Origin of the sequence: Chamaesiphon sp., assembly GCF_041737865.1 — a bacterium.
Taxonomy (GTDB): Bacteria; Cyanobacteriota; Cyanobacteriia; order Cyanobacteriales; family Chamaesiphonaceae; genus Chamaesiphon.
On record NZ_JBGSQZ010000026.1, the window covers coordinates 1 to 24,507 of the forward strand.

A 24,507-nucleotide genomic window follows, 5' to 3' on the forward strand; every position below is an offset into this window, starting at 1 on the left:
TGGTAGAGGTGGAAAATCAAATTCAACGATTAACTTGTTTAGAAGTACAAGGTGAGCAACTGAATCTTGGTAAATGGTTTGTTGATATTTTCTACATCCCAGAATCAAAGCTGGAATGATTTTTTAATTGTAAGTCCCTAAGAGAATCACATCATCATACTCACGCAACAACCATTTAGCCTTTCGGAGCAGTCTCTCATAGTTAGAAAAAGCAACGGTGGCACTTTCATGTTCGAGTACATCCCATAACAATGGAATAGCTCTGCCGCAACAGACTACAGATAAATGAATCATGCAGTACTTATCCCATAACACTGTTGTATCCATCGCTAGAGACAATCGCTGGTTTTTCCATTTACTCAATGCTGCCATTACCAGTGGGAGGTAAATGTGTTCAACATTAATCTTTTTGTTAGTCAAAAATCTTCGCCATCGCCTTTCAAAGCTTTGTGCTTGGGTTGCTTTGCTACTAACATGTGGTTCCCAAGCTGGTAGACTGAGCTTCCCACTTCCAATTAGGGCACTCACCATCCAGCCTAATGTCTTTAAATGTCGCCAGTCTCTAGCTCTACTGTATTGACGAAAAAATCCGAGTAGTTGAAGATACAGAGGAGTAGAAGCATTCATGAGAATTTCAGCTAGAGCGTTCGTAACTTTAGCTTCTCATGTTTTTCTACTCTTTTCCTCTTCCTGTCTGCTTTTGAGGCATTTGTGTCAGGCAGTCAGGTCAACTGCGGCTGATGCTAATCGACAAATCCAAAAAGCAAATCCGCTTCAGTCGTCAGGAGCGAGTTAGACAGCGATTAGTACTGGTAGTAATGGTGGAGCAAGTTACACATTTGTGATGTCAACCCCAGCATTAATTGCCATTGCAGTTGTGATTGGTGGTTTAGCTTTATTTCCAGTCATATCTTTGTTATTGAATTCAAAAAAAGCAGCAAAGTTGGGTAAAGAGTCATTTATATCAAAGTTTAGTGACAGGTTTCGGAAGCCGCAAATACTAGAGAGCGATAAATTCTTACATCAGCGCAACTTTGAGAAGCTGGCACAGATTACCAATCAAGCGGAAAATATGAACGCTGAAAAGTTTGGTAATACTGAATTTATGAGGTTCTTCAAAATCAAGAGTTATATTGCTCGATCGATCGGCGAGTATGCAAACTTAGATGAAACGATCGAAATGCTGGCGATCGCAATCGCTGCCCAAAATAGCTTTTCGACGATCGATAGTGCTGAATCGAGATATTGCAGTAGCGGACAACAAGAACTATATAAATTTGTCAATGGACTACTGACTCAAAATCTAGATCCCGCAGCATTCAAGGAGCAGATCGATCGAAAGCTCCAAGAAGTGTTGCCGCTCCTAAAAACAGCAGAAGGTAAAATAGCCCTAGAAGCCTATGTTCAGGCAGTGAGTAAGATTTCCAACAACTCATTGGGGATGAAATTACTCCTATTGTTCAATAAATATCAACTTGATGATTACTCAACCTTGCGTAGTGTTTCTAATACGATTGCTCAATTAGAATCAGAAGACTTATTAAATCTTGATTCATTATTGCTGCTCGTAATGGTCAAATATAATGTATTTGAGAAATTAGGCCCGATCGTCGGTGTGGAAGATAAATATAATCGACCAGAAACTTATGCAAAAATGTTACAATATATTGACTTAAAATCTCGCCATGAAACTTCTTATCAAAAATTTCAGGAATTTTTATTAATAATCAAGAAATGGGAGGTTCACTATCAATCGATCGTCAATTTACGTCAGAAATATACAGCCCATGAATATCGATTGCCAAAAGAATTCAATACTCAAGTGCCAGGATTAGAGCTGTATCAAAAGTACAAAGATAGCTTCCACCTAATCGCACCTCCAAAACCATCAACCACGATCGACCCGGTGGTAGAGACGACACAAATAAAGCCTCCTGTGTTGACTGGTGTTAATTAGACGATTTTCCAGCGGAAAGGCTACGCCAGCGACATTTAGCTTCTACACTCGATCGTAAATCTCATTCGGCATTCGCTAATCAATTAAATTCTCGTACCAAATACGCGATCGCGATTGTCGGCGGTGTCTAGATGTCGATCGTGCCTCAAGTACTAAGATTGAGATTGTTTGAGGCTCAACCAAACCTCTGATTTTATCCAACAATCTCAATAAATGTGAATTGAACTGGATCTGGTGGGTAATCTAAATGAAGAGTAGTAACCCATCCCCCAAATCTATACCATGTCAGCAACTATCATTGATGCGATCGATCGGTTAATGCCCTTGATTATTCATTCTACTTGTCTCAATTCCAATCTCTGGGCATCGCCTCATGAAGAATTACCCTTGCGTGACTACGCATTGAGTTGGGTAATTGTCGATCGTCACCCTCAGGGACGAGTTGCTTATCAGAATGTTACAGCAGAAATGGTAGCTGTCTGGGAAGCAGAAGGGATCGATTGGCAACAACGAGCGGTAATCAACCTCAAAGTCGCCTCTCAAGAGCTGTGGACACACCAAAAGCTCCGCAAAGATGGTAGTGTGATTTGGGCGATTATGATGCACAGCGATGGATTTGGCTCATCGAGAATTTTGCTCTCACCTTATTTAGATAAGTATTTCCCTGACGGTTATTATGTAGCTATTCCCGATCGCAGTATCGGCATCATCATCCCTCGCGATCTGTCGATCGGTGAAATGCAAGAAACCCAAGATCTACTCGAATCCTGGTACGATACGGCATCAGCACCAATGAGTCCACATTTATTTGCTCCTGACGATCTGATTCCCGAACATTATTCATGGAATTAAATTATTTCAGTAATTATGTCTAAAAATATCCCCGACTTCCAGCCGAAGTCGGGGATATTGCTTCACTTGTAACCTTTACCCAATACTCGAAGGTTCTTTTTCCTTAGCTAAGAACTTCTCTAGTTCAGTCAGAGCATCGGCATCTACCTTAGTTTGCATCGGGCAGAATTTAGGGCCACACATCGAACAGAACTCGGCAGTTTTGTATATATCTGCGGGGAGAGTTTCGTCGTGATATTCCTTCGCCCGTTCGGGATCGAGGGAGAGTTCAAATTGACGATTCCAATCGAAGTTATAACGAGCCTTGGATAGCTCATCATCACGATCGCGAGCACCTGGACGGTGACGGGCGATATCAGCAGCGTGAGCGGCGATTTTGTAGGCGATCAGACCATTGCGGACATCTTCAGCATTGGGTAAACCCAGGTGCTCTTTGGGAGTCACGTAGCAGAGCATGGCGGTACCATACCAGCCAGCCATTGCCGCGCCGATCGCGGAGGTGATATGGTCGTAACCAGGCGCGATATCGGTGACAAGTGGGCCTAAAACATAGAAAGGAGCTTCTGAGCACTCTTCCATCTGCTTTTTGACGTTAAACTCAATCTGATCCATTGGGACGTGTCCAGGCCCTTCTACCATCACTTGGATGTCATGTTCCCAGGCTCGACGGGTGAGATTGCCGAGAGTTTTGAGTTCGGCTAGTTGAGCTTCATCAGAAGCATCGTGGGTACAGCCAGGACGCAGGGAATCACCCAAACTAAAGGACACATCGCATTTTTTGAAGATTTCGATGATGTCATCATAGTGGGTATAAAGGGGATTTTGCTTATGGTGATGCAGCATCCACCGCGCTAAAATCCCACCGCCGCGAGAGACGATCCCTGTCAACCGATTGCGGACGAGAGGTAAGTGTTCGATCAAAATACCTGCGTGGATAGTTTGATAGTCCACACCTTGCTGGGCATGTTTTTCGATGATGTGCAGAAAATCATTGGGGGTGAGATTTTCGACACTACCGTGGACGCTTTCTAAAGCTTGGTAAATCGGGACAGTACCGATGGGTACGGGAGAATTTTTGATGATTTCGATCCGAATCTCATCTAAATTACCGCCACCAGTGGTGAGATCCATCACGGTATCCGCACCGTATTTCACTGCTAAGGCGAGTTTATCGACCTCTTCCTGCATATTAGAGAAACTTGGCGAGGCTCCGATGTTCGCATTCACTTTACAGCGAGATGCAATCCCGATCGCCATTGGCTCCAAATTTGGGTGATTGGTATTTGCGGGGATAATCATCCGTCCGCGCGCAACTTCCGAGCGGATTAGCTCCACAGGGAGGTTTTCGCGCTTGGCAACATAGTCCATTTCTTCGGTGATTACATCTTTCCGCGCATAGTGCATCTGGGAGACATTGGCTTGTCCACTACGTTTCGCAATCCATTCAGCACGCATAGTCAATTTCCTATCATAAACAGCTTCCCTCCGCTGGCATTACCCAGTCTCAGGTGCAAGGGTATGTTCTCAGCCCGACTGGTTTCGGACACCCCTAGCTATAGTTGTAGATTTTAACATTTACGATCGAGTTTGGGTGGGATGTTGCCAATTATCGCGATCTCCGAGTCTAAATCCCCACCCTAGAACCTCGCTGTCTCGTTGGCGTAGCCTCTCCATCAGGAGAATCGCTCATAAACCTTCGGCAGAGCCGATGAGCGCGAATCGCGATTGACTGTCAACTGTCAACTGTCAACTGTCAACCGTCAACTGTCTAACTGCATCTAATACGGCATCGACATGATTTTTGACGCGCACATTCGACCAAATTTGAGTAATTTTTCCACTGGGATCGAGTAAAAAAGTCGATCGCACAATTCCCATATACTCCTTCCCCATAAATTTCTTTAATTGCCAGACACCATAGGTTTCAGCAATTTGATGTTCGGGATCGCTCAGGAGGATAATCTCTAAATTATGTTTGGTAATAAATTTACCATGAGAGGCGATCGAGTCAGGACTGATGCCGACAACTTGGGTATTAAGTGCCTGAAATTGAGGTAATTTTTCGGTGAACTCGATCGCTTGGGTCGTGCAGCCTGGGGTATTGTCTTTAGGATAAAAGTACAATACTAGCCATTGATTCTGAAAGTCTTTGAGACTAATACTATTACTGTGTCGATCGATCGCCGCAAAGTCTGGGGCAAATTCTCCAATTTTCATCTCGTTCCCGTGAGCCTCTCTAGAAGAGAATCGTGCTGTGATTAAATACCGAGATACTATAACTTACTTCTTAGGTCTAAAATCCAGTATTTGCATTTCTACTATTGGTAGACGGGCGTTCCGACTGAGGGAAAGCTGTCTTTTCCCAATTGCCCAGATTCACATCAGCTTTTGGTTGACTACTAGCACTCTCATTTAATGAACTACTCCCATCTTGAGCGAAACTAAAGATTTTTTGAATTATGGCGTCGGGATTGCGGGCATTTTCTGGTTTGAGTGTAAATAACAGATTCTGGCGATTGCATTTAGTCCCATTGGATTGTAATGCACAGATAACGGGTTGAGCATTGACTGTACCGCTAGCCAATTGTAAATCCTTGAAAGTGCCACCATTGATATTTGCCGCTTGTTGAAGCCGTTCTGACACCATTTGGCAGCGTTTTTGAGGGGTAAACTCTTTACCAAAGCCGTCATAGTTCCAATTTACCATTACTGCTTGACGATCGCCTTTTTGGACGACAGTTTTCAGGTCTTGACAACTAACTCTAAGCGTCGATGCAGATGCAGTAACTTGAGGGACATTATTTGGTGTTTCTGTTACTGTCAAGTTAGTTTGTGTATCGATAATTGGTGGTAGTTGTGCGAGTACTGACTGGGATATTACAGCAGGTACAGTTAGAGTAGCGAGTAATAATTGAGTTATATATGTTAATTTCATTATTTTTAGCTCGATTGTAAATTTAATTTTTTTTGAGATAGTAACTCGATTAAAAGCCTTGTTCTCTCTTATAATTATTACTATTATTGAAATTATTGGTATTAGTGTTTATATTATTACCATTAATACTGGTATTACTATTACTCTCTATAGAAGTATTACTATTAGTATTTGATACTTTAGTAGTTTGAGTGGCTTGGACGTTATTACTATTTTTGACTAGCTGCTGTTTAGCATCATCGTAGGTATAGTAACCCGCACTCATATTTTTATTTGGTTCGATACAGACAGTATCTGTAGTAATACCATTAATAAACACCAAACCAGGCGCACAAGCAATCCGTACGACCCCCCATTTATCTAAAACTGGAGTGATTCGATCTGTGCTTTTACTAGCTTCAAGCCGCAACTTTTCTTTAGCGACTTCAGCATCAGCAGCAATTTTTGCTTTCTTTACTTCAGTCTCAGCATTAATTTCTGCTGCACGACTAGGTGGATTGATCAAACTATTGATAATGCTGACGCCAACACCAATTAAGTCGGTTGGGCTAGCTTGAGCAACTGGAGCATTTTCTGTTGGTGGTTGATTTTGAGCGGATGCTGGCAAGCCAACCGCTAAGAATATCAGTACTAATAAACTATTTTTAATTTGGCGCATACGATCGGATTCCCCAGTATTCCCTGCGTATATGTATCTACACTAGCCCGAGTGCAGTTTCCGTATTTGTTGAGATAGATGTCCATTATCGCTCACAGCCGACGCCCAATACCATCGCAAAATAGCTGAGATTTAGTATACCCCTGAGTTGCAACCTCAACCCTGGGACAAGATGTGAGTCGATCCAAAAAAGTGGCTAATCTAATTTGAAGTTAAATGGTAATCGGACATAGACACCACGAGGATCGTTGAAGCTCTTCAAGCTGCTCAACTCTGATTTTACTTTGAGTAACTCGGTGCTCAGTGGATCTTGGCTCTGAAGGGAGCGGACTTCTTTGGAACCTGCAAATCGCTTGAGCAGCTTTTCTTCCCAACCTTCAACTACTGGATACTCTTCTAGCTCCCAATCTTGACCTAATTTAGCAGTTTTAGCGGCATAGGCGATCGCGTCATTAAGACCACCAATATCATCCACCAATCCGATTTTTTTGGCATCAGTACCAGACCAAACTCGCCCCTGGGCAATCTCAGCCACTTTTTGTTTGGGTAATTTGCGAGATTCGGAAACTTTATTGAGAAAGTCATCATAGATATCATCAACTATTTGTTGAGATATCGCCAACTCTTGGGGAGTACGGGGACGAGCGATAGTGTTACCATCAGCTAACTTTGATGTTTTGACTACATCCCAGCTAATTCCATTTTTGTTAGCTAATTTTTGATAGTTAAAATTGATGCCAATTACCCCGATCGATCCGGTAATCGTATTTGATTCGGCAAATATTTTGTTAGAGTAAGTAGAGATCCAATAACCACCAGATGCAGCCACATCACCCATAGAAATCACGACGGGTTTCTCTTTTTGCAAAAGCTTGACTTCGCGTTGAATAATATCCGAAGCCAAGGCACTACCGCCAGGACTATTTACTCTGAGGACTACTGCTTTAATCTCTTTGTCGATGCGGAGTTCGCGGAGCTGACGTGCTAGGCTATCACTACCAATTTGCCCAGAGCCACCTTCACCACTGACGATACTTCCTTGAGCATAGATTACAGCAATTTTTCGGCTATAATTATGCTGCTTTTTATTGGCTATCTCAGCATAATTATCAATATCGATGTGCCGAAAAGTAGTCTTATCTTCTTCATCTGTGCCGCTGATTTTCTTGAGTTCTGTTGAGATTTGGTCGGGATAAGCAACTCGATCGATCAACTTGTTTTTAATTGATTGAGCTGCTGTAAATATACCGCGATCGTCTGACATTTTTTGGATCGAGTCTGGTGTTAATTGACGACTAGTACCAACTGAAGCTTTGAAATCTCCCCAAAGATTATTTAGTAACTGTTGAGTTTCTTGTCTTGCCGCAGGGCTAAATTTAGCTAAAGACCAAGTTTCACCAAAAGATTTGTACTTACCTACCCGCACGACTTCAACGCCGATACCATACTTATCAAAAGCATTTTTGAAAAACATAGTTTCCGATCGAAAGCCATTAATATCTACCGAACCCATTGGATTGATAGAAATTTGATTAGCAACTGAAGATAGATAATAATCTCGTTTATCCATATCAATGTTGTAGGCAATGATTTTCTTCCCACTTGCCCGAAATCGCTCTAGTGCAGTCCGTACTTCCTTGAGCGTAGCAAAACCAGTATTACTAAGTTTCCCCTTACTTCCATCTAAATAAATTGCCAGAATCCGCTTGTCTGTGGTTGCAGCGTCGATCGAGTTGAGTACGGACTTTAACTCAATGACATTATTAGCTTCTCCAGCGATCGTTTCTTGTAATGTCTTGCCAGGATTGATATCGACGATCGAGCGAGAGAGATCGATCGTCAAAATTGATTTATCAGAAATTTTGATGGTATTATTGCTTTCGGTAGCACTCTGAATCAGCACCCCAAGCGTCACTGAAACTACAGCGATCGAGACTGCCGAAAATAATGTCAAGCCGAGTAGACTACCAACGGTACTAGCTAGGGCTTGTTTTAAAAATTGACGCATAAGTAGTGTGTGAGGAGATGAGACTTTTTAACGCTAAATGTTCGGGGGCATAGTTCTAATTATTCCCAGATCGTGGTGTGAATTCTACTTCTCGATCGCAGTCAGTTAGATTTAGAGGGCGTCTGGATTGAGACTAGATTTTTTAGCTGGCTTTCACCTCGATAGTTGGAGACAATTGGATTGTCGTAAGTCAGATAGACTAGCATTTCCAGTACAAAACAGCACTGTTTGGATTTCTGCTATTAGAATTTGGACTAATTCGGTTACTGCTAGCGTCGAAATGTCCGCAGCCTGAAGAAATGGTAATGCTAAACCTGCAACATCCGCGCCCAGAGCGATCGCTTTGGCGATCTCCAAACCATTTCGGATTCCCCCAGACGCAATCAATGGTAGAGTCGGCGCAATCTGACGAATCTCGGTGATACATGCTGCTGTCGGAATCCCCCAATCAGCAAAAGTCTCCCCCAGCCTGCGTTGAAGGACTGTTTGAGCACGTTCGCTCTCGACTTTTGCCCAGGAAGTCCCCCCAGCACCCGCAACATCGATCCCACTTACTCCCGCCGCGATTAATTGTTGTGCCATGCTTGCCGAAATCCCATTACCGACTTCTTTGATGATTACTGGCACAGGTAGCCGATCGCAGACGTTAGCAATCCGATCGAGTAATCCCTTAAAATTGGTATCGCCTTGGGGTTGAATGCACTCCTGAAGGGGATTAAGATGCAAAATCAGGGCATCAGCTCCCAGCAATTCTACCGCCCGCCAGCACTGGTCGATCCCATACTTATAATTGAGTTGCACAGCTCCGAGATTGGCGAGTAACAGGATATCTGGGGCAATTTGCCGCACTTGAAAAGTATTTGCTACCTGGGGTTGTTCGATCGCTACCCGCTGAGAACCAACACCCATCGCTAGTCGATACTCCTGCGCCACTTCTGCTAGGCGGCAATTGATCTCTTTGGCTTGGGCGGTACCCCCAGTCATTGAGGAAATCAAAATCGGCGCACCGAGCTGTTTGCCCAGCAAATTGGTAGTAAGATCGAGATGCTGGTAGTCTAGTTCTGGTAAACAGCTATGGATGAACTGATATCTGTCGAATCCACTTCCCTGAGTCGGAAATTGGACATCTGACTCTAAACAGATCCGAATATGTTCGGCTTTGCGTTGAACGGTAGACATAGTGGCTAATTGCTGGGGTAATCGGGCAAATTTCAATTACTTAATATCTAGTAACTTATTATGATGGAACCACCCGTAAATAGCATTAGACTATCACAAACAGCTAAAGATCAATTATTAAAACTCAAGCGATCGACGAAAATCGAACAGTGGAATATCCTCTGTCGTTGGGCATTTTGTCGATCGCTAGCCGAAACTGCGCCGCCCTCGCTAGTACCAATTCCAGCCGATAGCAATCTCGAAATGACTTGGCGGATCTTCGGTGGAGACATGGCAGATATCCTGATTCTCGCACTGAGGCAACGGTGCGATCGGGATGGATTGGAACTAACGCCAGATATTTTATCCCAGCAATTTCGGCTGCACTTACATCGGGGGATTGGCTACCTAGCTGGCGATTCTAATATTCGGAAAATCGAACATTTAGTTAATTTAGCCAGTGTCAACGAAAAAGCCGATTTGCTATGACTTAGCTTGTCGGCTTTTTCGTTAATTTTTAGAATGGAAGGTACAGGACTCGAACCTGTGACAGCCTGCTTGTAAGGCAGGAGCTCTACCAACTGAGCTAACTTTCCTTGTTTTGACACTTATACATACTAACTGACTTTTAGGATCTAGTCAAGCGATCGCCACATACAATATCTTTGAGTCGTAAATATGCAAACGCCGTAACTCGCCTACACTATGATATATTTGTTGCCAAGTCGATCTCAATCGTCAAAGAGCTAGCTAAATAACCCAAGTTACGACTTACGATAGTGCCAGCGAATAAAGTCGCGGCTAATATGGCAAAGTCCAGCAATTCCAAATTCAAACTTATTCATGCACCTCGTAGGGGCAGGTTTATGCTAGAAAGCCTGGATCTGGACAAGTAAGTGTCCAACAAACCTGCCCAACCCCACCAGAAACGATTGATTATTGGTGGAGAATCGGTAAAATATTTGGAATTTGGAATTGCTGGGCAAAGTCTGCCTTCTCTTCGAGACGCTTCGCACTCCAAAGAGCTATTTCTAGCCGCTTTGGTTATCGGTAGCAACTTGGGTTAGATACCTAATTAGCTAGAGTCGTTGCTAACCAAACTGTAAAATTTCTAAATAACTGCTAACCGATGCGTATTGCTTTATTCACCGAAACTTTTCTACCGAAAGTCGATGGAATTGTCACTCGACTCAAGCACACGATCGATCAGCTCCAAAGACATGGAGATGAAGTCTTAATTTTTTGTCCAGCGGGGGGATTGCGATCGTACTGCGGAGCCAAGATTTATGGATTGTCTGCCTTTCCCCTACCGCTCTACCCCGAACTAAAATTAGCTTTACCCCGTCCTGAAATCGGTCAACAATTAGTCAAGTTTCAGCCAGATCTGATCCACGTTGTCAATCCAGCAGTATTGGGGCTAGCTGGAATTTTTTATGCCAAATCTACTCAGATTCCCCTAGTAGCTTCTTATCATACCCATTTGCCCAAATATCTCCAGCACTATGGGTTAGGCATGTTTGAGGGTTTGTTGTGGGAGTTGTTAAAAGGGGCACACAATCAAGCCCAGCTAAATCTGTGTACTTCTAGTGCGATGGTGCAAGAACTCCGCCAGCATGGGATCGATCGTGTGGACTTGTGGCAACGAGGGGTAGATACCGAGACGTTTCACCCCACAAAGGCGACACCTGAGATGCGTCGTTACTTGAGCCAAGGTGAGCCAGCAAGCCGTTTGTTGCTATATGTCGGCAGACTTGGCGCGGAGAAGGAAATCGAGCAGATTAAGCCCGTTCTGGCGGCGATTCCTGGTGCGCGACTGGCGATCGTCGGTGATGGGCCACATCGTGCTAGTCTAGAGGGCTATTTTGCTGGTACGCCGACTCACTTTGTTGGTTATCTGGGTGGTGAGGAGCTAGCAGCGGCTTATGCTGTAGCCGACGCATTTGTGTTCCCATCGCGGACGGAGACGCTGGGTTTGGTGTTACTCGAAGCAATGGCGGCAGGATGTCCGGCGATCGCTGCTCGATCGGGTGGGATTCCTGATATCGTTACAGATGGTCAAAATGGCTATCTATTCGAGCCTGACGATCCTCAAGGTGCGATCGCTGCTACTCAACAACTCTTTGCCGATCCACAGTCACATCTCCAGCTCCGCGCCAATGCCAGAGCCGAAGCCGAACGTTGGAGTTGGGCGGCGGCGACAAAGCAGTTGCAGGCTTACTATAGGCGAGTAGTTGGGAGTTAGCAGCCAGTTAACCCAAAGTCTAAATATTTTATTGCTACAGCGATCCGACTAGGGCTAGTCCCCTAATCCCCCTGCAAATCTATATCCCCATTGTTATTTGCCGGATTCTGCGCGCCAATACCCAACTGTTTTTTGCTGCGCTTGAGGTCTTTCCAGAGACTTTTGATTTGCTGGTAGGATTCCTCCGGTGTCAGCTTCCCAGCAGTCTCTAGACTACAGATATAGCTGACTTTCTGGGTAAATTCTTGCAGATTGCTATTGAATGCTAATTTTTCAGGTGAAAACTCACCATTGTAGCGGTAGTTGCTATATAAAAAGAAGTCGCTCGGTTTTGACATTAATATTGCGTCCTAATTATTGCGTACACTAATTCAGCACGATTTTTTGTAGCTGCTCATTGTAGACAATGAACGATTCTCCTTTGGAGAGGCTCACGGGAACGGTTCTAAAAACTGATGAATATTTAAAGAAGGTGTTCTCGATCGATCGCGAGTCTGGCACAATTGTTACTCATTACCTAGCTTATCCGACAGTAGATGTCTATATTTGTGCCGATTTTAACCTTAGCAACTTGATTTTAGCAAGCTCGAACCAAATAAAGTGGGACACTGTGGATTAAACTTTATAATGTTGACCGTTGATGGGTACTTACTAACGATTACCGATTTCAACCAAAATTTGGTGTTACTACAATTCTAACTATTTCAGCATGAATCGTCATCCACAAATTTACGAAGGTAAAGCCAAAATTTTATACGCTACCGACGATCCAGATATTTTACTGGCTTACTTCAAGGATGATGCCACTGCCTTTAATGCCCAAAAGCGGGGGACGATCGTTGGGAAAGGTGAAATCAACTGTCAGATCGCGGCGCACTTATTTCGATCGATCGAGGCGCAAGGCATTGCTACTCACTATATCGACTGTCCAGCCGCAAATGAGATGCGGGTAAAGTCGGTGCAAATCATCCCGATCGAAGTAGTGGTGCGGAACATAGCCGCAGGTAGCCTATGTCAACAGACTGGAATCGCCTTGGGAACCATCCTACCTCAACCCTTGGTCGAATTCTTTTATAAGAATGACGCCCTGGGAGATCCGCTACTGACACGAGATCGACTCCTCCTGATGGAATTGGCAACCCCCGCCCAACTAGATATCTTGCACGCCAAAGCGATCCAAGTCAATCATATCCTCCAAAACTTTTTCAAACAGTGTGGAATTACACTAGTTGACTTCAAAATCGAATTTGGCGTCGATCGACAACAGCAGATCCTACTCGCGGATGAGATTAGTCCAGATAGCTGTCGGTTATGGTTGACTGGGGAACCAGATGCCAGTTTACGAGTCCTAGATAAAGATCGGTTTCGCCGCGATCTGGGCAATATTGAAGATGCCTATCAACAAGTTTTAGCAAGAGTTTTAGGAGTTAGGGAGTAGAATTTGGCACAGATATGCTATGGAAAAAGGATCTAGATCGTTTACCTAAGTCATCGACTGCCGATCGCTATTTACCACAAAAAAATATGAGATTTAAATTTAAAGTATTATTGGTCGCCACAGTTGCCACGATCGCCCAGTTCAATTATGCGCCCGCACATGCTGATTCAACTCAAATCGAGCGGCTAGTATCGCAGCCTAGTCTAGCTAGTGCGATCGTCGATCGCAAATCGATGGCTGTCTCAGACAGCAAGAATTTGGCTGGCATCTCCACAGCCAAAGATTTAATCGCTCAATCCAAGCGCAAAACTCGCAAATCCTCACCACGCAAGCAGCCAGTCAAGCAACCAGCGATCCCCGCGCCGACTAATCCGCAGACACAGATCCAGCCACCTGCAACGTCCCCAGCTAATCAAAAACAAGTATTAGTCTCAGACATCATCATCAAGAACCCCAAGGGGTCGTTAGAACCCGCACTAGAATCCAAAGTCCGTCAAGCTCTGAGTGTGAAAGCCGGACAACCAACTACCCGCGAACAATTAGAGCAAAATCTCAATGCGATCCGAGCTTTGGGGGACTTCTCCTCGGTCGAGATTATTCCTGAAGATACTCCTAAAGGTGTCAAACTCAGCTTTTTAGTCGTACCATATGGCAATTTACGACAAGTCCAAATCAAGACATTGCCAGCCGACAGTAGCTCTGTCCTCAAGCAAACAGAAATCGATAGCTTATTTCAGCCCCAGTATGGCAAACAGTTAAATGCAGTCGAACTCCAAGCTGCAATCAAACAACTAAACGCGCTTTACCAAAAGCAGGGCTATAACCTCGCGCAAGTCGTAGATGTAGAGGAACTCGGTACCGACGGTACGTTGAGGTTAACGATCGCGGAAGGACTGATCGAAGATGTCCAGGTACGCTTTTTGAACAAAGAGGGTGCGCTGGTTGATGAGAACAAGAAACCATTTACAGGTATTACTCGACCTTTTATCGTCACTCGCGAAGCTGAGTTAAAGTCAGGCAAAATCTTTAACCGGAATACTGTCGAAAAAGATCTGCGGCGGATTTATGGGTTGGGGATATTTGATGATGTGCGCGTATCATTTGCGCCTGGAAGCGATCCGGCAAGAGTGATCTTGCAGTTCAATGTAATCGAGCGCAAGACTTCTTCGATCGTTGCTGGTGGGGGGATCAGTTCGGCAAATGGGTTGTTTGCCAGTGTTAGCTACAACCAATCGAATGTCGGTGGAAATGCTCAAACCATCGGTACTAGCGTCCAATTAGGAACGACAGGTTTCTTGGGCGATCTGAGCTTTACCGATCCTTGGATTGCCACCGATCCCAATCGTACATCTTATACGACTAATATCTTTTCACGGCGATCGACATCCTTAGTATTTAACGGTGGAACAACACCACAGTTCGTGCCTGGAAGCATTCCAATCGGCTCGAATACTGGCGATACACCCACAATTATCCGCCAAGGGGGCGGGATTACCTTCAATCGTCCGCTCAATGGCGATCCTTTTAGCGATAGTCCTTGGCGGGCTTCGCTCGGAGTACAGTATCAACGCGTCGCCATTCAGGACTTTAATAGTGGAAATGGAATTCCGAATGGGACGCTCGTACCTCGGATCGGCGGTCGAGATCTCACCTTCAGCAAAACCGGAGAAGACGATCTGTTAATGGTGCAGCTAGGATTGACCCAAGATTTACGAAATAATTTTACCGATCCGACTCAAGGTTCGCTGCTCAAGTTGGGCGTAGATCAATCAGTACCGATCGGACTTGGAAATATTCTGATGACCAGAGCCAGAGCAAGTTACACTCAATATGTGCCTGTGAGTTTAATCAATTTTACCCCTGGTTCGCAAGCCCTACTATTCAATGTCCAAGGCGGCACGGTTTTGGGCGATTTACCACCTTATGAGGCTTTTAGTTTGGGTGGTAGTACTTCCGTCCGGGGCTATGAGGATGGAGATATCGGTTCGGGACGCAGTTATTTTCAGGCTACGGCAGAGTATCGCTTTCCGCTGATCTCGATCGTTGGGGCTGGGATATTTGCTGACTATGGTAGCGATCTTGGCAGTGGAAGTAGCGTCCCAGGCGATCCCGCTGGACTGCGGGGCAAGCCAGGTAATGGTTTTGGTTATGGTGCGGGCCTGCGCATTAATTCGCCGATTGGTTCGATTCGGATCGATTATGCGCTGAATAATCTTTCTCAAACTCGGATTCAGTTTGGGATTGGGGAAAGGTTCTAGATTATCGTCAGTTCAGGATGCTGGTGATAGGCGGATCGGCAGACGAAGAGAATTTGTGGGTTGCGGGTTTTGTTTGTGTGGGCAGAACCCAGATCTGGGGGTTGTCTTGATTCGCTGTCTTGAAAAGGTGCTTCACTTGGGGAAACCCCAAGTGAAGCACTTTCCGTAAATCGTTGCTCATGTCACAAAGTCCGCCTGCATCGCCAGCCGAGCCTACGCTTCTCTTCGAGACGCTACACGAACGCCAACGCGAACAGTCTCCAGGCAACTCTTAACCCGAACTCACGTTAAATATAGCGATCGGCAGAGATCTAAGTACCCTTAGATCTCTGCTATTATCTAGTCCTGAGGTATTGGTGCAAGATGTGAGATGACTTAAATCTCGGATCTTTGGTAATATCGACTTTGTACACGATCGGTAAGACCAATGAGTAGCAGGTGTTGACAAATCTCTTTAAATTATGTGCGATCGGGTTGTTGCTCTGGTCGATCGGGATCGTTCCAGTTCGGGCTGATTTTTGCCGTCAGGTTGGTAGTCAGCGGATTTGTATTTTAGATATTAAGCGGAGTGCAAAAAATTACTGGCAATATCAGGCGATGGTGAGTATCGATGGGGTTGTCCAATCTTCGGCATCGTATGATTGTCGCGATCGCTTAATTACCGATCCAGACGGCAATATGTCATCATTTCGATCGCGCAAGGATGGCACAATTGTCTGTAGTCTCTATCGACCTAGAGGTTGAATGCGGTCGAAATCGATGATAACCATTGGATAGTAGCCGATCGCCTAATCTCCATGCCACGATATACTGGTAGAGAAAATTGTACTAATATTTATCTCGATCGTCGGAAAACCCAAATCAAGCTCAGAGGATGGATTTCTGCCGTCGTGAATAGCCAAGCAGGGACATATGAATTCAGGAATTGACCTTCAGGGAACTTTTATCCAATCCCTTAGCGACCTTGGTGTCTCAGCCGAACTGGCTAAAATCATCTGGATGCCGTTGCCGATGTTGCTGATGATCGTCGGTGCCACGGTGGGCGTACTCGTTAATGTGTGGTTGGAGCGTAAAATTTCGGCGGCTGTTCAACAGCGGATCGGCCCGGAATTTGCTGGGCCATTGGGCGTATTGCAGCCAGTTGCTGACGGGTTGAAATTGGTCTTCAAAGAAGATATCACGCCAGCCAATGCCGATCCGTATCTATTTACGATCGGTCCGATTATCGTCGTGTTACCAGTATTTATCTCATACCTAATCGTGCCCTTCGGACAGAATTTGGTAATTACCAATGTCAATACTGGGGTATTTTTGTGGATTGCCTTTTCTAGTATCGTCCCGATTGGCTTGCTGATGTCTGGATATGCGTCCAACAATAAGTATTCGCTAATTGGGGGATTGCGGGCGGCAGCTCAATCGATCAGCTACGAAATTCCGCTGGCTTTGTCGGTACTCGCGATTGTGATGATGTCCAATAGTCTCAGCACGATCGATATCGTCAACCAACAATCAGAATACGGAATTCTCTCTTGGAATGTCTGGCGACAACCTGTTGGTTTTGTCATCTTCTGGATCTCGGCATTAGCTGAATGCGAACGTCTGCCCTTTGACCTCCCAGAGGCTGAGGAAGAGCTGGTAGCTGGCTACCAGACAGAATATTCGGGGATGAAATTTGCGCTGTTTTACATCGCTTCCTACGTTAACCTAGTATTGTCTGCACTATTAGTCGCCATCCTCTATCTCGGTGGTTGGTCGAGTCCGATTCCAATCGAATTATTGAGTAATTTAATCGGTGTCGATCCTGCTACATCTTGGGTTCAAGTAGTCGATGCGTCGCTAGGAATTGCGATGACAGTCCTCAAAGCTTATTTCCTCGTCTTTCTAGCGATCATCACTCGCTGGACTGTACCTCGCGTACGGATCGACCAACTTCTCAATTTGGGCTGGAAATTTCTCCTCCCCATTGCGCTAGCTAACTTGCTGCTGACAGCGGCACTCAAATTGGCATTTCCAAATGCTTTTGGTGGCTAGGGATTAGGCTTTAGGCTTTAGGCTTTAGGCTTTAGGTTTTAGATTTTAGAGTCGGAAAATATCACTATTTATTATGCTGAAATTCCTCAAACAAGTAGTCGATTACGGTAAAGAAACCGCTCAAGCTGCTAAGTATATCGGTCAAGGATTGGCGGTGACATTCGATCACATGCAGCGTCGTCCGGTAACGGTTCAATACCCCTATGAAAAATTAATTCCATCTGAAAGATTTCGGGGACGGATTCATTTTGAATTTGACAAATGTATTTCTTGTGAAGTCTGCGTGCGCGTATGCCCGATCAACTTGCCTGTAGTTGATTATGAGTATGACAAAGCTAGCAAGAAAAAGAAACTCAATAGCTACAGTATCGATTTTGGCATCTGTATCTTTTGTGGCAATTGCGTGGAGTACTGTCCGACTAATTGTCTCTCAATGACTGAAGAGTACGAACTAGCGACATTCGATCGCCACGAACTCAATTATGATAGTGTGGCTCTAGGTCGTCTTCCCACCAAAGTCACTGACGATCCGATGGTCACAGCCTTACGCACGATGGCATACTTACCTAAAGGTGTGATGTCTCCTCGCGATTTGCCTGCTGGTTCCCAACGTGCTAACAGTAACAAATAACTAGAAAACTTATCCTCCTCCCCAGAAACACTGGGATAGGATAAGTTTCCAAATTATCAACAATATATAATCAGTTACGAAAATGCAAATTGCAGAAGGCGTTCAGTTAGTCACATTCGGCATTCTCTCAGCCTTGATGTTGGGATCGGCTTTAGGCGTAGTTCTGTTTGCTAATATTGTTTATTCAGCCTTTCTATTAGGTGGAGTATTTATTAGCATGGCGGGTATTTATATCCTCCTCAATGCTGATTTTGTATCGGCTGCCCAAATCTTAGTTTATGTGGGAGCAGTCAATGTTTTAATCTTGTTTGCGATCATGTTGGTAAATAAACGTGAGGACTTCAAACCACTGAAGAATGGTTGGCTCAGACAGGGCACTACGGCAGTAGTTTGTGCTGGATTATTTACACTTTTGAGTGCTGTTTCGCTCGTTACTCCCTGGAAAATTTCCACGACAATAGTTCCGCTTGCCAGCACAATCGTGCCGTTAGCAAAGCACTTTTTTACTGATTTTCTACTACCGTTTGAACTAGCTTCGGTACTATTATTGATGTCGATGGTAGGGGCCATTATCTTAGCTCGGAGAGATTTCATTCCCGATCTAGTAGCTGGTGATTCCACAAAAGATCGTCTCACTCTACCCGAACGTCCGCGTGAATTGGTTGGTAAATAAGTGAGAATTTGATAACTGTCCGCTAATTTGGATAAAACAATTAAATCAGCAGTTTAGAACGATCGATATTTATATGACTTTACAACTACAGTATTTTTTAATTTTAGCTGCTGCACTATTTTGTATCGGTATTTATGGACTAGTAACTAGTCGAAATGCGGTGCGAGTATTGATGTCGATCGAGTTGATGTTGAATGCTGTTAATTTAAACCTAATGGGTTTTTCTAACTATATCGATCCAGCCGAAATCAAGGGTCAGGTATTTACAGTATTTGTAATTGCGATCGCAGCGGCTGAAGCTGCTGTAGGACTGGCGATCGTCTTATCGATTTATCGCAACCGCGATACTGTGGATATGGAACAGTTTAATCTACTTAAATGGTAATCTTTCAAGGATTTCGAGTGCAGAGATTGCTAAAAATTTAGATAGTATCCAACCACAAGCTACGCTCAACCAAAGATGTAGATCTCAATTGGATTGAGATCTACATCTTGCCGATCGACACTAACCACCCGACAAAAATCCCAACTCCCATTAAATGTGATAAATTCTCTTTGGCAACGCCTAACATTATCTGACTTATCCATCGATAAATGGGTTGATGTTAGTTATGTTCATCGCTGGGTGGGAAGCTTACAATCTTGGCAGCAGCAGAGTTTGTTCATCTACTGGGGTGAAGAAATTGGGGCGATCTTGACATCGATGGTATTTATAATATCGCCCTTTGTACCTTCTACACCAGGGCTATCTACAGAGACAATTGCGCTATTAATGGGTGGAGTAGCAGCATTTTGGGTATTACTAACGCTGGCTGACAATCGTGGCGGTGGCATCACGCCCATTCATGTCACATTGTTAATATTCTGGGGGATTTCCGCCGTCTCAACGGGTTTATCACCAGCAAAAAGTGCCGCGAGTAGAGGGCTAAATCTGGTCGGTCTTTATTTGCTATTATTTTTGATGTTGGCGCGGTTGTGTCGCTCGGCGCGGATTCGGAACTGGCTGATCGGGATTTACCTGCACGTCGCGCTGATCGTTAGCGTTTACGGTATCCATCAATCGATTTATGGTGCCAAACAGTTGGGGAATTGGGTGGATGTTGAGTCAACACTGGCGAAGACCACACGGGTATATAGTTATCTCAATAATCCCAATCTTTTAGCTGGGTATCTATTACCAGCGATCGCCTTTAGTGTAGCAGCCTGTTTTATTTGGCGCGGTCGGGTGCCAAAAACCTTGGCGATTTTGATGGTGGTGGTGAATACCTACTGCTTGCAGGTTACATACTGTCGCGGTGCTTGGGTAGGGGCGATCTTGGGGATTTTTGCGGCTGCTGGATTAGTTTACTATTGGTGGCGGCCGACGTTGCCCAAATTTTGGAAATCGTGGGCGTTACCGATCGCCATCGGGATGATTTTAGCCATCTGTGGGGTGGCAATTCTGACAGTGCCGATGTTGCGCGATCGAGTGTTGAGTATTTTTAGCGGTAGTAAAGATAGTAGTAATAATGTCCGGCTCGAAGTCTGGAAAGCTGTCAGTAAGATGATTCAAGATCGGCCGCTGTGGGGCTTTGGGCCTGGAGATCGGGTATTTAAGCAGATGTATCCGATTTATCAAACTAGTCCCCGCTTCAGTGCGCTAGCTGCCTACTCGATCTTCCTGGAAACGATCGTCGAGATCGGCTATGTAGGTTTTGTCTGCTTCCTCTGGACGATCGTTGTCACGTTTAATTGTGGCGTTAAAGGTTTAGCTCGGTTGCGGCAGACACGAGATCCGCAAGCTTTTTGGTTGATGGCGGCGATCGTCTCCATGGTAGCTCTCCTCGGTCAAGGTACAACCGATACCGAGTGGTATCGTCCGCAGATTCAAACCCTATGGTGGTTGATAGTTGGGATTATTGCCAGCTTTTATCGATTGGCGGCTCCAGATCCAGCCATCACAGCAACTGACACCATCAAGACACGTCCATCCAATGCCTAATTTTCTATCCCTGATGCCTGGAGCGAATTGGCAGCATCCCAATCCCCAATTACAATCGGCGTGGAAATCTACCCTGATCGGGTTTGCAGTTTTTCCACTAGTGCCGAGCATGGGTGTACTATTTATTTTGTTCGCGATCTTCAAGACATGGCAACACTGCGGGCGGGAAATTGTTCGGCAGCGGTTGAACTGGGGATTTGCAATATTGGCACCTTGGCTGATTGTTGTATCGCTATGGGGAATCCAGCCTGGTGATGCGGCATTGGGGCTAGTAAATTTTTTACCATTCTTTGCGTTGTTCGCGGCTTATAGTACTCTGATTCGATCGCCCGAACAGTTGCGACAATTAGCTTGGATGATGATGATTCCAGCTTTACCGATCGCCTTGTTGGGATTTTTGCAGTTATTGGGCTACGGTGCAACTGTGCCGATCTGGGGGACTCCAGGATATATCTTCCAAATGTATCCCCACGGGAATCCGCTCGGAAGGATGTCTGCGGTGTTCGGACATGCCAATCCTTTGGCAGCTTATCTGCAAATGGTGTTTATGTTTACTTTGGGGTTATTTATCGATAGTTACGAACAAAATACTGCTAAAGGCGATCGAGGACTCAAGTGGAAATCGCCGACTTTGTGGTGGTTAGCATCTGTACTAATAATTTGTAGCCTGTCGCTAATATTGACTAGTTCTCGTGCTGCTTGGTTTGGGGCAGTTTTGAGTAGTTTAGTATTTACAATCTATCAGGGCTGGTACTGGATTGTCGGGATCGTGACGACGATTGGGACGGTGGTTTTGAGTGCTGCTTATGCGCCAGTACCGCTCAAAGAACCACTAAGATCGATCGTCCCACGTTATTTTTGGGCGAGAATCACTGATGAAATGTATCCCGACAGACCACAAGCACTGACTCGTATGTCGCAGTGGAAGTTCGCCTGGAATCTCACCCAAGCGCGTCCTGTAACTGGTTGGGGGTTGCAGAGTTTTGGCTCCTTATATCAAGAATACAGCCATTTTTGGTTAGGCTATCCGCACAATTTGCTGCTGATGCTATCTTCCAATCTCGGCATTCCTGCCACGATCGTGCTCTGTAGTCTAGTCGGCTGGGTTCTAGCCCAGTCGCTGCTGCTGTTTCTCAACTTTCCGCTGCAATGGCGATCGGAGCGAACAATTTTCTTTACCTATCTAGTTGCCTTTGGCGGGTTTATAATATTTAATATCACTGATGTGACCGCCTTAGAGTTGCGCCTAAATACTTACGCTTGGCTGATTTTAGCAAGTATGTGTGGGCTAGTCTATCGCGCCAGATCTACTAGCTAATGAGCGATCCGGTGAATAATCAACAACAAAATTATTACAATATCTTGGGTGTACATGCTAGCGCGTCGGCGATCGAAATTCGCCGCGCTTATCGGGAATTGAGTAAAAAATACCATCCCGATACTACCAAATTAAGCACAGCAACCGCCACAGTTAAGTTTCAAGCTTTGAATCAAGCTTATGCTGCCATCAGTCATCCCGAACGTCGTGCGGCATACGATCTGGAAATTGGCTACTCGCGGGTATTTGTGATGCAGTCTCAGCCCCAGTTTCAAACCCTCAAGCCCCGACCGGACAACTACCGATCTTCGGCGTATCTCGACTCGACCGATCGACCACTTTCTGGTGGTGAAATTTCCGTACTGTTGATGTTAATTGTCATATTTATCGGCTGTGTCATCCTGGCAATTTCGGTGGGGATGCTCAGAGGTGAATTCTGAGCGGGTTGTCTAGAACCCATTTGAGATCTTCTAGCGATCGGCTAGAAGATCTCAAATGGGTTCCATAGATAAAAGATGCCGATCCCAGTTCAGCCAAAAGTATTAGAACTTGAGTATTCCAGCGATCGGAGCGAAAATTTAAGTATATCTATCTGTAAATCGATCGCTATGGATATCCTCTTCAAAAAAATAGCCATAGGCACGATCGCGATCGTGGCAGGTAGTGGGATGGGTGCGAGTTTTGGTAAATACTTTCGCCAGCAACAGCAATCGCAACTACTACCGATTAGTAATACCAGTCCTTTATCGATGCCCTTGCCACCGATTTTGGCTCGATCGATCCAGAATGAAAATAGCGACTTTATTACCGCTGCTGTGGCAAAAGTCAGCCCCGCAGTAGTGAAAGTTGATGCTACCGAGGCAATCGCTCTAGCTATCAAAAAAAATCCCCTCAAGCAGAATTTTTTGGATCGTCTACCCAGCAACGAACAGCTAGAACGGGGCAGAGGTTCAGGATTTATCCTGAGTGCTGATGGTAAAATAGTCACCACCGCTCATGTAATTGAGGGAGCTAGTCGAGTCAATGTCACGCTCAAAAGTGGACAGGTATTGGTAGGAAAGGTAGTTGGACTCGATCGACTGACAGATATCGCTGTATTGCAAGTCAATGCCCAGAATTTACCAATCGTCAAACTAGGTGACTCAGAGCGACTCACCCCAGGCGAATGGGCGATTGCGATCGGCAATCCACTAGGATTGAACAATACTGTCACTGTGGGCATTATTAGTGCGACGGGGCGGACTAGCTCGCAAGTAGGTAGCCCCGATAAGCGCGTCAATTTTATTCAAACCGATGCAGCAACTAATCTAGGCAATTCGGGCGGCCCTTTGCTCAACGCAAGCGGTGAGGTAATTGGGATGAACACAGCCATGCGTGCAGATGCTCAAGGTGTAGGTTTTGCGATTCCGATCCTCACAGCAACGCGGATAACCGATCGACTATTTGCCACCGGAAAAGTCAACCATCCGTATTTGGGGATAGAGATGATTCCCCTCACCGCCGAACTCAAAGCAGGTATCGCTCAAGACCCCCGTTTGCGATCGACAGTTACTGCCCAGCGAGGGGCATTAGTAATGGAGGTGGTACCTAGTTCTCCTGCCGCAGCAGGCGGTATTCATCCTGGTGACGTTATTATCAAAGTTGCCGACAGCGCGATCGATACTCCCAGTGATGTCCAGCAGCAGGTAGAAGCCAGTCAAATCGGTCGTACTCTCAAAGTAGAAGTAAGTCGCGCCGGACAGGTGCGATCGCTCGAAATTAAGCCAGGTATCTTTCCGACAACAGCCGCCGAAAAATAGAAATTTCGATCGATATTTAATGTGAGTTTGGGATAATGAAAATCGATCTACTCTGCTAGAACACCGCCCTGAACTGGAAGTTCGGTGCTCATAGCTAAAGTTCTCTCAAGAGAACTAAGTAGGGCTTGCTGAATTAGTCCCTGATGCTGTTCTAAAGCCTGAACTCCTTGCTAAAAAATGGTTTTGTTGCAAATATTGTCACTCGATCGCCAGATTCAAGCGATCGAGTGCAAGGGTTTTGAGCCTTTCAACGTCAAAACCTTACACTTAATTTCTGAAAAAAGGCTCAAAACCCTTGCAGTGATTGGCTTGCTGAGATCTTCAGCAAGCCCTACTTAGTTCGTTGAAACGAACTTTAGCTATGAGCACCCAAATTTATTTGAGGGCGGTGTTCGAGCGAAGCTAGGAGTCATTAGACCTCCTGCAAAAGTATCACGCGATCGCCTTTTCTGAAGCTAAATATAGCTCATAATTGTAAATTCCAGCAACCTTTGTTAAATCTCAACCCAAATCGCTGTCTTCGATTTCTATATCTCGAAGAAAGAACCCTGAATATTTTAACCTTTCG

25 protein-coding genes, 1 tRNA gene, 1 pseudogene and 1 riboswitch are annotated in these 24,507 nt (G+C 45.1%); of the genes and pseudogenes, 17 read left to right on the forward strand and 10 right to left on the reverse strand.

Annotated features, from left to right (window positions below):
- Nucleotides 1-123: 123 nt before the first annotated feature.
- Nucleotides 124-627: a hypothetical protein gene (locus tag ACEW9J_RS01810; protein WP_373543440.1), complete on the reverse strand. Its 504-nt coding sequence runs from the start codon at nucleotides 625-627 to the stop codon at nucleotides 124-126.
- Between the two features lie 217 nt (nucleotides 628-844).
- Between ACEW9J_RS01810 and ACEW9J_RS01815 the strand changes: the two genes are divergently transcribed.
- Nucleotides 845-1,957, forward strand: a complete 1,113-nt coding sequence (locus ACEW9J_RS01815; protein WP_373543441.1) for a hypothetical protein — start codon at nucleotides 845-847, stop codon at nucleotides 1,955-1,957.
- Between the two features lie 282 nt (nucleotides 1,958-2,239).
- Nucleotides 2,240-2,809, forward strand: a complete 570-nt coding sequence (locus ACEW9J_RS01820; RefSeq protein ID WP_373543442.1) for a hypothetical protein — start codon at nucleotides 2,240-2,242, stop codon at nucleotides 2,807-2,809.
- 75 nt (nucleotides 2,810-2,884) lie between these two features.
- On the opposite strand, the gene thiC is transcribed toward ACEW9J_RS01820, so the two are convergent.
- The 6 genes from thiC to fni form a co-directional block, all read right to left on the reverse strand.
- Nucleotides 2,885-4,264 (reverse strand): phosphomethylpyrimidine synthase ThiC, encoded by a 1,380-nt coding sequence (gene thiC / locus ACEW9J_RS01825; RefSeq protein WP_373543443.1) that lies wholly within the window; start codon nucleotides 4,262-4,264, stop codon nucleotides 2,885-2,887.
- 8 nt (nucleotides 4,265-4,272) lie between these two features.
- Nucleotides 4,273-4,370: riboswitch (TPP riboswitch) on the reverse strand.
- Between the two features lie 185 nt (nucleotides 4,371-4,555).
- Nucleotides 4,556-5,026 (reverse strand): thioredoxin-dependent thiol peroxidase, encoded by a 471-nt coding sequence (gene bcp / locus ACEW9J_RS01830; RefSeq protein ID WP_373543444.1) that lies wholly within the window; start codon nucleotides 5,024-5,026, stop codon nucleotides 4,556-4,558.
- Between the two features lie 76 nt (nucleotides 5,027-5,102).
- Nucleotides 5,103-5,744, reverse strand: coding sequence for a COP23 domain-containing protein (locus ACEW9J_RS01835; protein WP_373543445.1), 642 nt, complete (start codon nucleotides 5,742-5,744; stop codon nucleotides 5,103-5,105).
- 49 nt (nucleotides 5,745-5,793) lie between these two features.
- Nucleotides 5,794-6,402 (reverse strand): hypothetical protein, encoded by a 609-nt coding sequence (locus tag ACEW9J_RS01840; RefSeq protein WP_373543446.1) that lies wholly within the window; start codon nucleotides 6,400-6,402, stop codon nucleotides 5,794-5,796.
- A 196-nt stretch (nucleotides 6,403-6,598) separates the two neighbouring features.
- Nucleotides 6,599-8,410 (reverse strand): signal peptide peptidase SppA, encoded by a 1,812-nt coding sequence (gene sppA / locus ACEW9J_RS01845; RefSeq protein WP_373543447.1) that lies wholly within the window; start codon nucleotides 8,408-8,410, stop codon nucleotides 6,599-6,601.
- Between the two features lie 153 nt (nucleotides 8,411-8,563).
- Nucleotides 8,564-9,589: a type 2 isopentenyl-diphosphate Delta-isomerase gene (gene fni, locus ACEW9J_RS01850; protein WP_373543448.1), complete on the reverse strand. Its 1,026-nt coding sequence runs from the start codon at nucleotides 9,587-9,589 to the stop codon at nucleotides 8,564-8,566.
- Between the two features lie 63 nt (nucleotides 9,590-9,652).
- Here fni and dndE point away from each other — a divergent pair, with 63 nt between their 5' ends.
- Entirely contained in the window at nucleotides 9,653-10,057 is a 405-nt protein-coding gene (dndE, locus tag ACEW9J_RS01855) for a DNA sulfur modification protein DndE (RefSeq protein ID WP_373543463.1), read from the forward strand.
- A gap of 34 nt (nucleotides 10,058-10,091) precedes the next feature.
- Here the strand turns inward: dndE and ACEW9J_RS01860 are convergent.
- Nucleotides 10,092-10,164, reverse strand: a tRNA-Val gene (locus ACEW9J_RS01860).
- Nucleotides 10,165-10,697: 533 nt separating this feature from the next.
- On the opposite strand from ACEW9J_RS01860, the gene ACEW9J_RS01865 reads away from it, so the two are divergent.
- On the forward strand, nucleotides 10,698-11,810 hold the full coding sequence (locus ACEW9J_RS01865; protein WP_373543449.1) for a glycosyltransferase family 4 protein: 1,113 nt from the start codon (nucleotides 10,698-10,700) through the stop codon (nucleotides 11,808-11,810).
- 62 nt (nucleotides 11,811-11,872) lie between these two features.
- On the opposite strand, the gene ACEW9J_RS01870 is transcribed toward ACEW9J_RS01865, so the two are convergent.
- On the reverse strand, nucleotides 11,873-12,148 hold the full coding sequence (locus tag ACEW9J_RS01870; protein WP_373543450.1) for a hypothetical protein: 276 nt from the start codon (nucleotides 12,146-12,148) through the stop codon (nucleotides 11,873-11,875).
- 68 nt (nucleotides 12,149-12,216) lie between these two features.
- Between ACEW9J_RS01870 and ACEW9J_RS01875 the strand changes: the two genes are divergently transcribed.
- From ACEW9J_RS01875 to ACEW9J_RS01935, 13 genes are all read left to right on the forward strand, one after another.
- Nucleotides 12,217-12,429: a hypothetical protein gene (locus ACEW9J_RS01875; protein WP_373543451.1), complete on the forward strand. Its 213-nt coding sequence runs from the start codon at nucleotides 12,217-12,219 to the stop codon at nucleotides 12,427-12,429.
- Nucleotides 12,430-12,519: 90 nt separating this feature from the next.
- Nucleotides 12,520-13,248, forward strand: a complete 729-nt coding sequence (purC, locus tag ACEW9J_RS01880) for a phosphoribosylaminoimidazolesuccinocarboxamide synthase (RefSeq protein ID WP_373543452.1) — start codon at nucleotides 12,520-12,522, stop codon at nucleotides 13,246-13,248.
- An 86-nt stretch (nucleotides 13,249-13,334) separates the two neighbouring features.
- The gene (locus ACEW9J_RS01885; protein ID WP_373543453.1) at nucleotides 13,335-15,506 is read left to right on the forward strand and encodes a BamA/TamA family outer membrane protein; all 2,172 of its coding nucleotides are present in this window, start codon (nucleotides 13,335-13,337) and stop codon (nucleotides 15,504-15,506) included.
- A 441-nt stretch (nucleotides 15,507-15,947) separates the two neighbouring features.
- Nucleotides 15,948-16,250 carry a hypothetical protein gene (locus tag ACEW9J_RS01890; RefSeq protein ID WP_373543454.1) on the forward strand — a complete coding sequence of 101 codons (303 nt, stop codon included), beginning with the start codon at nucleotides 15,948-15,950 and terminating at the stop codon, nucleotides 16,248-16,250.
- A 168-nt stretch (nucleotides 16,251-16,418) separates the two neighbouring features.
- Entirely contained in the window at nucleotides 16,419-17,537 is a 1,119-nt protein-coding gene (gene nuoH, locus ACEW9J_RS01895; protein ID WP_373543455.1) for an NADH-quinone oxidoreductase subunit NuoH, read from the forward strand.
- A 73-nt stretch (nucleotides 17,538-17,610) separates the two neighbouring features.
- Nucleotides 17,611-18,168: an NAD(P)H-quinone oxidoreductase subunit I gene (ndhI, locus tag ACEW9J_RS01900; RefSeq protein ID WP_373543456.1), complete on the forward strand. Its 558-nt coding sequence runs from the start codon at nucleotides 17,611-17,613 to the stop codon at nucleotides 18,166-18,168.
- A gap of 82 nt (nucleotides 18,169-18,250) precedes the next feature.
- Nucleotides 18,251-18,841 carry an NADH-quinone oxidoreductase subunit J gene (locus ACEW9J_RS01905; RefSeq protein WP_373543457.1) on the forward strand — a complete coding sequence of 197 codons (591 nt, stop codon included), beginning with the start codon at nucleotides 18,251-18,253 and terminating at the stop codon, nucleotides 18,839-18,841.
- 73 nt (nucleotides 18,842-18,914) lie between these two features.
- On the forward strand, nucleotides 18,915-19,226 hold the full coding sequence (gene nuoK / locus ACEW9J_RS01910) for a photosynthetic/respiratory NAD(P)H-quinone oxidoreductase subunit E (protein ID WP_373543458.1): 312 nt from the start codon (nucleotides 18,915-18,917) through the stop codon (nucleotides 19,224-19,226).
- 156 nt (nucleotides 19,227-19,382) lie between these two features.
- The gene (locus tag ACEW9J_RS01915; protein ID WP_373543459.1) at nucleotides 19,383-20,822 is read left to right on the forward strand and encodes an IctB family putative bicarbonate transporter; all 1,440 of its coding nucleotides are present in this window, start codon (nucleotides 19,383-19,385) and stop codon (nucleotides 20,820-20,822) included.
- Complete coding sequence (locus ACEW9J_RS01920) at nucleotides 20,815-22,140, forward strand: O-antigen ligase family protein (protein ID WP_373543460.1); 1,326 nt, start codon at nucleotides 20,815-20,817, stop codon at nucleotides 22,138-22,140. Before ACEW9J_RS01915 ends, ACEW9J_RS01920 begins: the two co-directional genes overlap by 8 nt.
- Nucleotides 22,141-22,151: 11 nt before the next feature.
- On the forward strand, nucleotides 22,152-22,580 hold the full coding sequence (locus ACEW9J_RS01925; RefSeq protein ID WP_373543461.1) for a J domain-containing protein: 429 nt from the start codon (nucleotides 22,152-22,154) through the stop codon (nucleotides 22,578-22,580).
- A 162-nt stretch (nucleotides 22,581-22,742) separates the two neighbouring features.
- Nucleotides 22,743-23,939, forward strand: a complete 1,197-nt coding sequence (locus ACEW9J_RS01930; protein WP_373543464.1) for a trypsin-like peptidase domain-containing protein — start codon at nucleotides 22,743-22,745, stop codon at nucleotides 23,937-23,939.
- A 177-nt stretch (nucleotides 23,940-24,116) separates the two neighbouring features.
- Nucleotides 24,117-24,278 carry a hypothetical protein gene (locus ACEW9J_RS01935; RefSeq protein WP_373543462.1) on the forward strand — a complete coding sequence of 54 codons (162 nt, stop codon included), beginning with the start codon at nucleotides 24,117-24,119 and terminating at the stop codon, nucleotides 24,276-24,278.
- 93 nt (nucleotides 24,279-24,371) lie between these two features.
- On the opposite strand, the pseudogene ACEW9J_RS01940 reads toward ACEW9J_RS01935, so the two are convergent.
- Nucleotides 24,372-24,507: pseudogene (locus ACEW9J_RS01940) on the reverse strand (IS5/IS1182 family transposase); the annotation flags it as partial.